Origin of the sequence: Sphaerisporangium siamense, assembly GCF_014205275.1 — a bacterium.
Classification (GTDB): domain Bacteria; phylum Actinomycetota; class Actinomycetes; order Streptosporangiales; family Streptosporangiaceae; genus Sphaerisporangium; species Sphaerisporangium siamense.
This window is the reverse complement of record NZ_JACHND010000001.1, coordinates 8058764-8071578: the sequence shown is the minus strand read 5'-3', so window position 1 is coordinate 8071578 and position 12815 is coordinate 8058764. Positions and strand designations below refer to the sequence as shown.

General features: G+C 74.3%; 13 protein-coding genes. 6 read left to right on the top strand and 7 right to left on the bottom strand.

Features of this window, described 5'->3' with window-relative positions; genetic code table 11:
* Positions 1 to 142: 142 nt before the first annotated feature.
* Positions 143 to 1726 carry an acyl-CoA synthetase gene (locus BJ982_RS36460; RefSeq protein ID WP_184887744.1) on the top strand — a complete coding sequence of 528 codons (1584 nt, stop codon included), beginning with the start codon at positions 143 to 145 and terminating at the stop codon, positions 1724 to 1726.
* A 40-nt stretch (positions 1727 to 1766) separates the two neighbouring features.
* Here the strand turns inward: BJ982_RS36460 and BJ982_RS36455 are convergent, their stop codons facing one another.
* Together BJ982_RS36455 and BJ982_RS36450 are read right to left on the bottom strand one after the other, a co-directional pair.
* Positions 1767 to 2408: a LysE family translocator gene (locus BJ982_RS36455; RefSeq protein ID WP_184887742.1), complete on the bottom strand. Its 642-nt coding sequence runs from the start codon at positions 2406 to 2408 to the stop codon at positions 1767 to 1769.
* 90 nt (positions 2409 to 2498) lie between these two features.
* Positions 2499 to 3455: a threonine ammonia-lyase gene (locus BJ982_RS36450; protein WP_239122706.1), complete on the bottom strand. Its 957-nt coding sequence runs from the start codon at positions 3453 to 3455 to the stop codon at positions 2499 to 2501.
* Positions 3456 to 3530: 75 nt separating this feature from the next.
* On the opposite strand from BJ982_RS36450, the gene BJ982_RS36445 reads away from it, so the two are divergent.
* Positions 3531 to 4439 (top strand): LysR family transcriptional regulator, encoded by a 909-nt coding sequence (locus BJ982_RS36445; RefSeq protein ID WP_184887737.1) that lies wholly within the window; start codon positions 3531 to 3533, stop codon positions 4437 to 4439.
* A 9-nt stretch (positions 4440 to 4448) separates the two neighbouring features.
* Here BJ982_RS36445 and BJ982_RS36440 read toward each other — a convergent pair whose 3' ends face one another.
* The 3 genes from BJ982_RS36440 to BJ982_RS36430 are packed head-to-tail and all read right to left on the bottom strand — an operon-like array spanning position 4449 to position 5909.
* Entirely contained in the window at positions 4449 to 4679 is a 231-nt protein-coding gene (locus tag BJ982_RS36440; RefSeq protein ID WP_184887735.1) for a DUF2283 domain-containing protein, read from the bottom strand.
* Positions 4680 to 4695: 16 nt separating this feature from the next.
* Positions 4696 to 5568, bottom strand: a complete 873-nt coding sequence (locus tag BJ982_RS36435) for a DUF4258 domain-containing protein (RefSeq protein ID WP_184887733.1) — start codon at positions 5566 to 5568, stop codon at positions 4696 to 4698.
* A complete protein-coding gene (locus tag BJ982_RS36430; RefSeq protein ID WP_184887731.1) occupies positions 5559 to 5909 on the bottom strand; it encodes a hypothetical protein in 351 nt (116 codons plus the stop codon). Before BJ982_RS36430 ends, BJ982_RS36435 begins: the two co-directional genes overlap by 10 nt.
* Positions 5910 to 6066: 157 nt before the next feature.
* Between BJ982_RS36430 and BJ982_RS36425 the strand changes: the two genes are divergently transcribed.
* Both BJ982_RS36425 and BJ982_RS36420 read left to right on the top strand, forming a co-directional pair.
* On the top strand, positions 6067 to 6477 hold the full coding sequence (locus BJ982_RS36425; RefSeq protein WP_184887729.1) for a YbaB/EbfC family nucleoid-associated protein: 411 nt from the start codon (positions 6067 to 6069) through the stop codon (positions 6475 to 6477).
* A 25-nt stretch (positions 6478 to 6502) separates the two neighbouring features.
* Positions 6503 to 6904, top strand: coding sequence for a YbaB/EbfC family nucleoid-associated protein (locus tag BJ982_RS36420; RefSeq protein ID WP_184887727.1), 402 nt, complete (start codon positions 6503 to 6505; stop codon positions 6902 to 6904).
* Between the two features lie 92 nt (positions 6905 to 6996).
* Here the strand turns inward: BJ982_RS36420 and BJ982_RS36415 are convergent, their stop codons facing one another.
* On the bottom strand, positions 6997 to 8388 hold the full coding sequence (locus BJ982_RS36415) for a M20/M25/M40 family metallo-hydrolase (RefSeq protein ID WP_275411660.1): 1392 nt from the start codon (positions 8386 to 8388) through the stop codon (positions 6997 to 6999).
* Between the two features lie 301 nt (positions 8389 to 8689).
* Between BJ982_RS36415 and BJ982_RS36410 the strand changes: the two genes are divergently transcribed.
* Together BJ982_RS36410 and ald are read left to right on the top strand one after the other, a co-directional pair.
* On the top strand, positions 8690 to 10081 hold the full coding sequence (locus BJ982_RS36410; RefSeq protein WP_184887725.1) for an aspartate aminotransferase family protein: 1392 nt from the start codon (positions 8690 to 8692) through the stop codon (positions 10079 to 10081).
* A gap of 74 nt (positions 10082 to 10155) precedes the next feature.
* Entirely contained in the window at positions 10156 to 11268 is a 1113-nt protein-coding gene (ald, locus tag BJ982_RS36405; protein WP_184887723.1) for an alanine dehydrogenase, read from the top strand.
* Between the two features lie 111 nt (positions 11269 to 11379).
* On the opposite strand, the gene BJ982_RS36400 is transcribed toward ald, so the two are convergent.
* Positions 11380 to 12813 carry a tetratricopeptide repeat protein gene (locus BJ982_RS36400; protein WP_184887721.1) on the bottom strand — a complete coding sequence of 478 codons (1434 nt, stop codon included), beginning with the start codon at positions 12811 to 12813 and terminating at the stop codon, positions 11380 to 11382.
* Positions 12814 to 12815: the final 2 nt, after the last annotated feature.

Sequence of the window (12815 nt, the reverse complement as noted above, 5' to 3'; positions counted from 1 at the left end):
TCGGCCATTGCCGGGGCGGATGGGCCTTCCCCCTGATATGAAGCGAAGTGGCCGGCGAACCCGGGGCTCGCGGGAGGAGAGCGAGGCACGGAGGCGGCGAGGCCCGGACCCGCGCCATCCCCAGGACACGAGGAGCCCCCCGATGGAGTTCAACCACGCCGACCTCTTCGAAGGACTGGCCGACGCGATCGGCGACCGGGTCGCCGTGGTCTGCGGCGAGCGCCGCCTCACCTTCGCCGAACTCGACGCGCACGCCAACCGCCTCGCCCACTACCTGGCCGGGCGCGGCGTGCGCCCCGGCGCGCACGTCGGCGTCCAGCTCTACAACGGCGTCGAGCACATCGCGGCACTGCTCGCCGTCCTGAAGATCAGGGCGGTCCCCGTCAACGTCAACTACCGGTACGTCGAACGCGAGCTGGTCTACCTCTACACCGACTCCGACATCGTCGCCCTGCTGTACGACGTGGAGTTCGACGACCGCGTCGCCGCGGCCGCGCCCCGCTGCCCGAAGCTCGCCACGCTCATCGCCGTCGGAGGGCCCACGCGCGTCGCCGGGGCCGTCCCGTACGAGCGGGCGCTGGCCGGGCGGCCGGAGGGGCGCGACGGCTTCCCCCGCCGGTCCGGCGACGACCTCTACATCATCTACACCGGCGGCACCACCGGCATGCCCAAGGGCGTCATGTGGCGGACCAGGGACCTGTTCGCGGCGTTCGGCGGCGGCAACCCGTTCGGCCCGCCGCTCACCGAGCCGCGCCAGGTCATCGAGTCGGCGAGCGGCCCACGCCGGGTCGTCATGATGCCGGCGGCCCCGCTGGCGCACGGCGCCGCGCAGATGGCCACCTTCATCAGCTGGTGGATGGGAGGGACCGTCGTCTACACGCGCAGATTCGACGCCGTGGAGGTGCTACGCGCGATCGAGCGCGAGAAGGTGTTCGGCGTCACCATCACCGGCGACGCCATGGCCCGGCCCCTCGCCGACGCGATCGCCGACGGCGCGTACGACCTGTCGTCGCTGATGGCGATCAGCTCGACGGGCGCGATCCTCAGCGGCGCGGTGCGGGAACGGCTCGGCGAGCTGCTGCCGCACGTCCTGATCCGGGACGGCTTCGGCTCCACCGAGTCCGGCTTCACCGCCGCCGCCGTCCCCGGGTCGTCCCCGGAGTCCGGCCTGCGGTACCGGCCCCTCGGGACCGCGACGCTGGCCGTGCTCGACGACGCGCTGCGGCCGGTACGGCCCGGCTCGGGGGAGATCGGGACGCTCGCCACGGCGGGGAACATCGCCGTCGGCTACTACAACGACCCCGAGAAGACGGCGCGCGCCTTCGTCACCGACGCGGCGGGCACGCGGTGGCTGCTCACCGGCGACCTCGCCACGGTCGAGGAGGACGGCGCCGTCCTGGTGTTCGGGCGCGGGTCCCAGTGCATCAACAGCGGCGGCGCGAAGGTCTTCGCCGAGGAGGTGGAGGCCGTGCTCAAGGGCCACCCCGAGGTGTTCGACGCCGTCGTCACCGGGGTCCCCGACGAGCGCTGGGGCAGCAGGGTGGCCGCCGTGGTCGAGCCGCGCCGGGGCGCCGCGCCGACCGCCGGCGAGCTGGACGCCTACTGCCGGGGCCGCCTGTCGGGATACAAGGTGCCGCGCAGCTACGCCTTCGTGGAGAACGTGGTGCGCTCCCCGTCCGGCAAGGCCGACTACCGCTGGGCCGGCGCCGTCGCCACATCCGCGTGACCGGCGCCGTCCTTGGCGTGAACCCGCCCCCGGCGCCGCCTCACGCCTTGCGGGGGCCGTCTCCCGCGAAAGCGGCCACCGCGCCGAGGCCGAGGTAGACGACCCCGCTGGCCACGTCGAGCCGCCGCGTGGCGGTCGCCGAGCGGCGCAGGCGGCCCGCGAGCGCGGCCGACAGCAGCGCGTACGTGCCGTCGCTGGCCATGCCGAGGACGATCCAGATCGCACCGAGCAGCGCGATCTGCGCCGCGACCGGGCCGCGCGCGGGGTCGGTGAACTGCGGCAGGAAGGCGAGGAAGAAGATCGCGGTCTTGGGGTTGAGCACGTTGACGACGAACCCCTCCGCGAACAGCCGCGGCCGGGACGCCGAGCGCGTCACCCGCTCGGCCTCGCCGCCGGGCCGGGAGAGCAGCTTGCGCAGCCCGAGCCACACCAGGTAGGCCGCGCCCAGGTACTTCACCAGCGTGAACGCCGTGGCCGACGCGGCCAGCAGCGCGCTCAGCCCGAGCGCGGCGGCCACCACGTGGACGGCCGAGCCGGTGTGGACGCCCGCCACCGAGACGAGCCCGGCCGAGCGGCCCTGCGCCACGCTGCGGGTGACGATGTAGACGACGGCGGGACCGGGCACGAGCAGCAGCGCGAGCGCCGCGGCGGCGAACACCGCGAGCGTGGTGACGGATGGCATGCCGCAGATGTTAGGAACCCGCCCGCCCCGCCGTCCACGCGATTTCCCGCGGCCGGTCCCCTTGGGCGCCGGCCTCGCCGGCTCCGCGCGTCAGCCCAGGACGCGCCGCAGCTCGGCCGGCCCGGCGTTGCCGCCCGTGCAGACCAGGCCCACCTTGAGGCCCGCGAACGCGTCCTCGCGGGCGATGAGCGCCGCCAGCGGCGCGGCGCCGGCCATCTCGGCCAGCGTGTGCGCCTCGCTGAGCAGCAGCCACTGGGCGGCCCTGATGTCGTCGTCGGAGACCAGTACGAAGTCGTCCAGCCCGCGCATGATCCCCTGAGGCAGGGCGAAGGCCGAGCCCGTGGCGAGCCCGTCGGCGGCCGTCCGCACCGGACGCCGCACCAGCCGCCCCTCGCGCCAGGAATCGTGCGCGGCGGGGGCGCCCGCGGACTGCACCGCGACGACCCGGCAGCGCGGCGCGACGGCCGAGGCCACCAGGCACGCCGCCGAGGCCCCCGTGCCCGCCCCCACGGGCACGACGATCACGTCCAGGTCGGGCCGCCGAGTCAGCATCTCCAGGTACAGCGAGCCGACCCCGGCGATCAGGTCCGGGTCGTCGGCGACGCCGACCAGATGCAGGCCGCGCTCTTCGGCCAGCGCGGCCGCGTGCTCGCCCGCCTCGACCATGGTGGCGCCCTTGATCTCGACGGTGGCCCCCAGGGCGCGCACGGCCGCGACCTTGGCCTCGTTCGGGTTCTCCGGCATCACGATCGTGCACGGCACGCCGAACAGGCGCGCGGCGTAGGCGATGGACTGGGCGTGGTTGCCGGTCGAGTAGGCGAGCACCCCGCGCTCGCGCCGGGACCGCGGCAACCGGGCGAGCAGGTTGACGCCGCCGCGCACCTTGAAGGCCCCGGTGGGCTGGACGTTCTCGTGCTTGACGTGGATTTCGGCGCCGAGCCGCTCGTTGAGCACGGGATAGGACCACATCGGGGTCTGCGGCAGGTGGGCGGCGACCAGGCGGGCCGCGTCGAGGACGGCGGTGATGGACGGAGGCGTGGGAGTCACGTCCCCACGGTCGGCCATCGCCCACCCATAAGTCCAATGCCAATTCCCGGGCGAACCCATCGATACCATTGATGAATGCTCGACATGCTGCGGCTGCGCGTCCTCGACGCCGTGGCCAGGACCGGCTCGGTGACGGCGGCGGCCAGGGAGCTGAACTACTCGCAGCCGTCGGTCAGCCACCACCTCGCCCGGCTGGAGGCCGAGACGGGCGCCGTCCTGATCCGGCGCGCCGGCCGGGGCGTCCGGCTCACCGAGGCGGGCAGGCTCCTCGCCGACCGCGCCGCCGAGATCATCGGGCGGCTCGACTCGGCCTCGGCCGAGCTGGCGGCGCACGTCGGCATGCGGGCGGGCCGGGTCAGGCTCGCGGCGTTCCCCTCCGCGCTCGGCACGTTCGTCCCCGCCGCCGCCGTACGGCTCGCGCGTGCCCACCCCGGCCTGGACCTGCGGCTGGCCGAGGCCGAGCCGCCCGAGGCGCTCGCCATGCTGCGCGCGGGCCGGGCCGACGTGGCGGTGACGTTCGGCTACGGCCGTCCGGAGCCCGCCGAGGACGGCGGCGTCCGCCTCACGCCCCTCTTCGAGGACCCGACCCTCCTCGTGACGGCGGGCGCGGCGGATCCCGCGGCGCGGGAGGCGGAGAACCACGGGAACGACGCGCCCGCCGCGTACGCAGGGGCCAAGTGGATCGCCGGGTGCGACCGCTGCCGCGGCCACCTGCTCGACCTGTGCGCCGCGGCCGGCTTCGAGCCCGCCATCGCGTTCACGACCGACGACTACGTGGCCGTGCAGGCCATGGTCGCGGCCGGCCTCGGGGTCACGGTGCTGCCCGCCCTGGCCCTGTCCGCGCACCGGCACCCGGGCGTGCGGGTGAGCGCGCTGCCCAGGTCGTCCCGGCGGGTCTTCGCCGCGACCTACGGCGAGCCTCCCGACCCGCCCGCCACCACGGCCCTGCTGGAGGCGCTGCGCGAGGCCGCCGCGACCGTCTGAGGCGCGGGGTCAGAACTCCTCGGGGTCGTGGGCCTGGGCGAGCAGCTCGGGGCGCAGCACCTGGGAGGCGCCGATGATCTCGACGCCGAGCAGCAGGCCCTGGGCGTCCAGGTCCAGGATGACCTCGCCCCGCAGGGCGCCGGCCTCGACGGGGATCTGCGTCCCCGCCTCGCCCTGGCCGATGTGGTCGACCAGGTAGACGTACGCGACGTCGTTCTCCTGGTCGTATTCGATCCGCACGGGTGAAGTCCCCTCCCTATCGGCGGTACGTCGTTATGATCTTGCCGGTCTTCTTGTTCCTGACGACGGCGACATTACGGCCGAGGTGCACGACGGTGTCGGCGGTTTTGCCGGGGACCTGCCGTCCGGTCGCGATGGCCTGCTGCACCATGTCGTCGCTGATGCCTCGCTGGCTCTGGCGCTTGCGCGCGTGCCCGGAGGTGCCGCCACCGCCGCCCTTCTTGCCGCGCCCCATCGTCATCATGAGGTCGTCCAGCGGGTTGCCGCCACGCCCCGGCGCGCCGAGGCCCCGCGGCGTGACCACCCGGCCCCCGGCCCCGGCGAGGGCCGGACCGCCGCCCGGGCCGCGCGCGTTCCTCAGGATGTTGGCCAGCGGCTCGGTGACCCGGCGGGTGAGGCCGGGGGCGAGCACCCGGGCCCCGCCCTCGCCGGCCTCGCGCAGGATCCTCGCCATGGCGTAGCGCGTGGCCAGCACGGTCGCGGTGGCCGTCCCGAGCGCGAGGGGGCCGCCGGCGAGCATGGTGGAGGCGAGCCGCACGGCGGCGACCGCCGCCTGCGAGATGATCGCGATCTTGGTGCCGGTGACGACCGTCGCGGCGCCGTCCAGCAGCACGGGCGCGTAGCGGGTCGCGTGCGCGGCGAGGCCCAGGTGCCCGCCGCCGCCGGTCCTGTCCCAGTGGCCGGCCAGGGCCGTCGCGGACGCTCCCTGGTAGGTCCCCGACGTTCGGACGACGGTCCCGTCCGCGCCCTGCGCGGCCGTGCCGGAGAGGCGGCCGAGGTCGCGCCACGCCTGCGCCTCCGCGCGCAGCGCGCTCTCGCGGATGTTCGGCCAGGGCACCCCGGCCAGGTTCAGGACGGTCGCGGCCCACGGGGGCAGCGTCACGTCCATGTGGCACCCGTGCCGTCCGGCCCGGTCAGGCCGGTCAAGCCGCCGAGGCCGCCGGTCACGTCGTCCTCCACGTACCTGACCCGTCCCGTCGCGGCGCCCATGGCGTCGCCGGTCGTGCCGACCACGTCGCCCATGTGCGTGAACGCGGCGAGCGCGGTGTCCTTGCACTGGATGTAGGCGGCGACCAGCGGGCCCATCAGCCCGTCGTCCCCCCACGACGCCGCGCCGACCCCCTGCGCGGTCAGCGCGCGGACCGCCGACGCGTACTCCGCCCCGTGGACCCGCAGGCGCGTCGCGGACGCCTCCAGGGTCTCGTGCGTCATGTCAAAGCCCCGTTCCATGCCCCGCAGGCTAGCCATGATCGATGCGGTTCGCTGGGTATTACGGCGTTCGTCGGGACTGCCCGGTTCAGGGGGTGGGCGTCCGGATTCGCCGCCGGGACGATGATCGGCCGCTAGCATCCTGACGAGACGCCGACGCCCGAGGAGGGAGCCAGCCGTGTCATCACCGTCGTCACCCTCGTCGCCGACCCCGTGGACCGACGACCTCGACCACCTGGAGCTGATCGTCCGCGGCGCCGAGGACGCGCTGCGCGGTCTCATGGAGGCGCAGGCCGAGATCGCGCGGGTCACCGGGGAGGGCGAGGGCGCGGACGGCCTGATGTCGGTCGTCGCCGACGGCCGGGGACGGCTCACGTCCGTCCGGTTCGACCCGCGCGTCATGCGGCTGAGCCCCGACGAACTGGGCCGGGAGGCGCTGGCGGCGATCAGCCGGGCACAGGACGCCGCGGGCCGGCGCGCCCGGGCGATCGCCGAGCGGGCGGCCGAGCGCGCCGCGCCGCTGCCCGAGGCGCTCGACGAACGCTTCGTCCGGCAGCGGGTCGAGCGGATCGCCCACGAGACCGGATGACGTCCCACGCGGCCAAGGAGTGATCGTGTACGGCTTGAACCCCGATCCCGCGGCCTGGCGGGACGGCGAGATCGAACAGGACGCCGAGCGCGCGGCGCGCGTCCTCGCGTGGGCCGAGGACGCCGAGGAGGAGCTGGCCGCGATCGTCGGCGAGGGCGAGGCCGGGGACGGCCGCGTCCGGGTCACCACGACGGCGGACGGCCTGGTGCGCGAGGTGGTCTTCGCGCCGCGCGCCACGCGCGCGGACAGCCGCACCCTGGCGGAGGAACTGCTGCTCGCGGTCGGCCGCGCCCAGGACGACGCCGAGCGCAAGGCCCGCGACCTCGTCGCCGGGGCGCTGGGCGAGATCCTGCCCGCCGGGGCGCCGGGCCCGGAGGCGGTCGAGGAGGAGTGCCGCCGCCTGCTCCGCTCCTTCACCCGCCCCTGACGCGGCGGACGCCCGCAGAACGGCGCTCGTCCCCGCGCCGAGGGCGACGGGGACGAGCAGGCGGGCCAGAAGGCGGCGTGGCGGCCGGGAACTCAGAAGGCGGCGTAGTCCGCCAGGAACAGGGCCTCGGCGATCGCCGTGCGGCGCAGCTCGTCCAGGACCAGCCGCTCGTTCGGCGCGTGGATCGCGGCGGCCTCGTCCTCGGCGCCGAACAGCAGGATCTCGGCCGCGGGGAACTGCTTGGCCAGCGTGGACACCAGCGGGATCGAGCCGCCCGCGCCGATGTCGCGCGGCGCGCGCCCGTACGCCCGCTCCAGCGCGCGGTTCAGCGCCGTGCGCGCCCGCCCGCCGCCGTCGGCCAGGTAGCCCGAGCCGAGCACCTGGTCGGTGACCGACACCTGGACGCCCCACGGCGCGACGGTGCGCAGGTAGTCCAGCACGTCGGCGGCGGCCTTGCCCGGGTCGCCCGCCGGAGGGACGCGGACCGTCACGCGGGCCCGCGCCACCGCCTGGACGGCGTTGATCGCGCCGTTCACGCTCGGCACGTCCAGGCCGGTGACGGTGATGGCGTAGGACGACCACAGACGGTCGGCGAGGGAGCCGGAGCCGACCAGCGCGGCGCCGTCCAGCACCCCGGCCGCGTGGCGGAACGAGCCCTCATCGGGTCCCGCGCCGGGGAATATGCCGCGCGGCAGGCCGGGCACGCGGACGTCGCCCCTGTCGTCGTGCAGGGTCGCCAGCATGCGGATCAGCGCGGCCAGCGCGTCGGGGGCCGCGCCGCCGAAGGAGCCGCTGTGCAGGGACTCCTTCAGCGCGCGCACCTCGATCGTGAACGCCGCCAGGCCCCGCAGCGAGGTGGTGACCGCGGGGTCGCCCACGGTGGGGTTGCCGACGTCGGCCACGATGATGGCGTCGGCGCGCAGCAGGTCGGGGTTCCGCTCGACGAACTCCTCCAGGCGCTCGCCGGCGTACTCCTCCTGACCCTCGATGATGACCTTGATGCCCACCGGGAACCGGCCCTGGAAGGCGCGCAGCGCGAGGACGTGCGCCATGATGCCCGACTTGTCGTCGGCCGCGCCGCGCCCGTAGAGCCGCCCGTCGATCAGGGTGGGCTCGAACGGGGGCGTGCGCCACAGCGCCGGGTCCCCGGCGGGCTGCACGTCGTAGTGCGCGTACAGCAGGACGGTGGGCGTGCCCGGGGGAGCGGGGGCCTCGGCGTACACGGCCGGGAAGCTGCCCTCGACGGGGATCTGCCGCACGTGGGGGAGGCCGGTGCTCCGCAGCAGCTCTTCGGTGGCCGCGGCGGCGGCGAGCACGGGCTCCTCGGGGTGACCGGGGAAGGCGACCGAGGGGATGGAGACGAGCCGCATCAGCTCGTCGACGGCCCTCGGCATCTGTGCCGTGATGGATTTCTCGATGGCCTCCAGGTAGTGGAAGGCCTCGGAGGCCCCTGTGTTCCCGGTACCGGTTTCCTCAGGAGTCACGACTGCATGTCCCCCCGCATCGTCTTTGTCTGATCCGACACATTGCACCACAGACCGGGAGTGGCCTGCGCCGGTACGTGCCACTCCCCGAAAGATCGGGGTCTCCCCCCGGCGTGTCCGGTTTCCCCGCGCGGGGCGCGGGATACGGATTCCCTGGTCGCTTCAAACGGATTTCGTCGTTTTTACATACCGCTATCGCGGATTCCGAGGTTCTTGCATAGTGTCACTACGTAACCAGTTGTAATCACTCGTGTGAAGCATGCACACTGAGGAAGAGCCGAGATCACTGAGGAAGATAGCCATGACGCAGCCTGAGACCGACACGGCCGCCGTCCTGAAGGCAGCACAAGACCATCTGTGGTTGCACTTCACCCGTCACAGCACCCACGGCGGCGGCGAGGTGCCGACCATCGTGCGCGGCGACGGTGCCTACATCTACGACATCCACGGCAAGCGCTACCTCGACGGCCTGGCGGGGCTGTTCGTCGTCCAGGTGGGACACGGGCGGGCCGAGCTCGCCGAGGCGGCCGCCAAGCAGGCTCAGGAACTCGCCTTCTTCCCTCTATGGTCCTACGCCCACCCCAAGGCCGCCGAGCTGGCCGAGCGGCTCGCGCGCCTCACCCCCGGCGACCTCAACCGGGTGTTCTTCACCACCGGCGGCGGCGAGGCCGTCGAGACCGCGTGGAAGCTCGCCAAGCAGTACTTCAAGCTCACCGGCAAGCCGCTCAAGCACAAGGTGATCAGCCGGGCGATCGCCTACCACGGCACCCCGCAGGGCGCCCTGTCGATCACCGGCATCCCGGCGTTCAAGCAGTTCTTCGAGCCGCTCGTCCCCGGCTCGGTGCGCGTGCCGAACACCAACCACTACCGCGCCGACGAGATCACCGGCGTGCCGGGCATGACGCCCGAGCAGTTCGGCCGGTGGGCCGCCGACCAGGTCGGCAAGGCCATCGAGATGGAGGGCCCCGACACCGTCGCGGCCGTCTTCGTCGAGCCGGTGCAGAACGCCGGAGGCTGCATCCCGCCGCCGCCCGGCTACTTCCAGCGCCTGCGCGAGATCTGCGACGCCCACGACGTGCTGCTCGTCTCGGACGAGGTCATCTGCGCCTTCGGCCGGCTCGGCACGATGTTCGGCGGGCAGAAGTTCGACTACGTGCCCGACATCATCACCTGTGCCAAGGGCCTGACCAGCGGCTACTCGCCGATCGGCGCGATGATCGCCTCCGAGAGGCTGTTCGAGCCGTTCGAGTCGGGCACGGCCATGTTCGCCCACGGCTACACTTTCGGCGGTCACCCCGTCTCGGCGGCGGTCGCCCTGGCCAACCTCGACCTGTTCGAGCGCGAGGACATCCTCGGCCACGTGCGGCGGAACGAGCCCGTCTTCCGCGCCACGCTGGAGAAGCTGCGCGACCTGCCGATCGTCGGCGACGTCCGCGGCTCCGGCTACTTCTACGGAATCGAGCTGGTCAAGGACAAGGAGACCAGGCAGACCTTCAACGAGGCGGAGTCGGAGCGGCTGCTGCGGGGCTTCCTGTCCAAGGCGCTGTTCGACGCCGGCCTGTACTGCCGGGCCGACGACCGGGGCGACCCGGTCGTCCAGCTCGCGCCGCCGCTGATCAGCGGCCCGGAGCAGTTCGACGAGATCGAGTCGATCCTGCGCTCCGTCCTCACCGAGGCCTGGAAGCGTTTGTAGCGCCAGGCCTCAACGTCCCACGTCCGCGCCCGGCTCGCGCCGACGGTCATCCGAGCACCAGAAAGGAATCCGCGATGAAGATCGGCGTGCCCGCCGAGGTCAAGAACCACGAGTACCGCGTCGCCGCCACCCCGGCCGGCGTGCACGAGCTCGTCCGCCACGGCCACGACGTCTACGTCCAGCGTGGCGCGGGTCTCGGCTCGCAGATCACCGACGAGGAGTACCTGTTCGCCGGCGCCAAGATCCTCGACGGCGCCGACGCCGTGTGGGGCGAGGCCGACCTCATCCTCAAGGTCAAGGAGCCCATCGCCGAGGAGTACCACCGGATGCGCGAGGGCCAGGTGCTGTTCACCTACCTGCACCTCGCCGCGTCCCGGCCGTGCACCGACGCCCTGCTGGAGCGCAAGGTCACCGGCATCGCCTACGAGACGGTCCAGGTCGGCAACTCCCTGCCGCTGCTGGCCCCGATGTCCGAGGTGGCGGGCCGGCTGGCCCCGCAGGTCGGCGCCTACAACCTGATGCGCTTCAACGGGGGCCGCGGCGTGCTGCCCGGCGGGGTGCCCGGCGTGGCCCCGGCCAAGGTCGTCGTCATCGGCGGCGGCGTCTCCGGCCTGAACGCGGCGCAGGTCGCGGTCGGGATGGGCGCGGACGTGACGATCCTGGACGTCAACATCGACAGGCTCCGCCACATCGACGCCATCTACCAGGGCCGTCTGCGCACCATCGTCTCCACCGCCTACGCCCTGGAGCAGGCCGTCCTGGAGGCCGACCTGGTCATCGGCGCCGTGCTGATCCCGGGCGCCAAGGCCCCGACGCTCGTCTCCAACGAGCTGGTCTCGCGCATGAAGGCGGGCTCTGTGCTCGTCGACATCGCCATCGACCAGGGCGGCTGCTTCGAGGACTCCCGTCCCACCACGCACGCGGACCCGACCTACAAGGTGCACGGGTCGGTGTTCTACTGCGTGGCCAACATGCCCGGGTCGGTGGCCAACACCTCGACGAACGCGCTGACCAACGCCACCCTGCCCTACGCGGTCAAGCTGGCCGACCTCGGCTGGCGCGAGGCGCTGCGCGCGGACCCCGCCCTGGCGCTCGGCCTGAACACCCACGACGGCCGGCTGACCTACCAGCCGGTCGCCGACGCCCACGGCCTGCCGTTCACCGCGGCCTCCGGCGTCCTGGCCTAGCACGCGGGCTCCGGCCCACGACGCCCTGTGGTGGCCCGCCGGCTCCGGGCCTCCCACACCGCGCGTCCAGGCGGCCCGCCACCGCTCGCCGTGCGGATGGCACGGTGCGTGTCAGGCCGGGCCGAGACGCTCGCGCAGGCGCCGCGCGGTGGCGAGCACGTGCTCGGCCTCGGCCGGCGTCGGCCACGGCGCCGTGCCCGGGCACAGCACCGTCACGCGCACCGAGGCGAGGTGCTCCACCGCGCTCGCACGCAGGCCGCCGCGCTCGGCCAGCCAGGCGACGACGCCGGCCGGGTCGGCGGGCTCGCGCAGCCGCCGGGTGAGCAGGTCCCACGTGCCCAGGATCTCGGTCAGGTCGGCCAGGCGCGGCGCGGTCCCGCCGCGCCGGGAGGCCGCCGCGACCGCGAGCTCGGCGCGCGCGGCCGGTTCAGGCTCCACGGGCCCGTCCCAGACGGGCGGCCCACCGGCGGCCCGGCGGCCGGCGGCCGTCCCGCCCGCCTCCGGGCCCATCACCGACTCCAGCGTGGCCAGCTCCTCGGCGGCCTTGCGATGGCCCCGCACGGCCGCTTGGCGCAGCCAGTGCCGGCCGCCGCGCAGGTCGTCGTGCTCGACGATGAGCAGCAGCCCGAAGTTGTAGGCGGACTCGGGGTCGCCGCCCGCCGCCGCGCGGCCGAACCAGTGGCCGGCCGCGCGCGGATCCTCCAGCTCGACGCAGACGAACCCGGCCATGCGCTGGTCCTCGACCCGGCCGGAATGGGCGGCCCGCTCGAACCACGCCCGCGCCGCGCGCAGGTCGCGCCGCGCCAGCGCCAGCCTGCCGAGCTGGGAGGCCGCCCCCGGATGCTCGGCCCTGGCGGCCAGCCGGTACAGCGCCTCCGCGCCTTCCGGGTCGCGGACGGCGTGCAGCAGCCGCCCCAGGCAGTACGCGGCGTCGGTGTGCCCGGCGCGGGCGGCGTACTCCCACCAGGCGCGGGCCTGGGCCTCCTCCCCGGCGGCGTAGAAGAGGAACGCGAGATCGTGGGCGGAGGCGAGGTCGCCGGCCGAGGCCGCGTACTGGTGCCAGGCGCGGGCCGCCGCGTCGTCTTCGGCGTCCTCGCACAGCAGCGCGAGGCGGCGTGCCGCCGGCCGGGAGCCGCCCGCGGCCGCGGTCTCGAACCAGCGGCGCGCGCCGGGGACGTCGCCGCGCTGTTCCAGGAGCAGCATGGCCAGGTTGGCGGCGGCCTCGGCGTCGCCGGCGCCCGCGGCGAGCTCGTACCAGGTGATCGCCTCGTCGAGCGTTCCGTGCTTCTCGTGCCAGACACCGAGGTTGTAGGCGCTGTCGATGTTGCCGGCGCCCGCGGCACGCTCCCACCAGTGGCGCGCCGCCGACCGGTCGCCGCGCTGGGCGTACATGCGGCCGAGCCGGTGCGCGGCCCCGGGGTCGCCGGCCTGGGCGGCGGCGATCAGGTCGCCCTCGCCGGGCGCGGCGGGCGGTTCCGGCGTACGGGGTCTCGGCACGGCGGGCCGCGCGACCGCCGCCTCCTGTTCCCCATGCCACCACCTCATGG

Coding starts and splice junctions, on each gene's coding strand:
- BJ982_RS36460 (WP_184887744.1), top strand. CDS start 143: ATGGAGTTCAACCACGCCGACCTCTTCGAAGGACTGGCCGACGCGATC.
- BJ982_RS36455 (WP_184887742.1), bottom strand. CDS start 2,408: ATGCCATCCGTCACCACGCTCGCGGTGTTCGCCGCCGCGGCGCTCGCG.
- BJ982_RS36445 (WP_184887737.1), top strand. CDS start 3,531: ATGCTCGACATGCTGCGGCTGCGCGTCCTCGACGCCGTGGCCAGGACC.
- BJ982_RS36435 (WP_184887733.1), bottom strand. CDS start 5,568: ATGGACGTGACGCTGCCCCCGTGGGCCGCGACCGTCCTGAACCTGGCC.
- BJ982_RS36430 (WP_184887731.1), bottom strand. CDS start 5,909: ATGGAACGGGGCTTTGACATGACGCACGAGACCCTGGAGGCGTCCGCG.
- BJ982_RS36410 (WP_184887725.1), top strand. CDS start 8,690: ATGACGCAGCCTGAGACCGACACGGCCGCCGTCCTGAAGGCAGCACAA.
- ald (WP_184887723.1), top strand. CDS start 10,156: ATGAAGATCGGCGTGCCCGCCGAGGTCAAGAACCACGAGTACCGCGTC.
- BJ982_RS36400 (WP_184887721.1), bottom strand. CDS start 12,813: ATGAGGTGGTGGCATGGGGAACAGGAGGCGGCGGTCGCGCGGCCCGCC.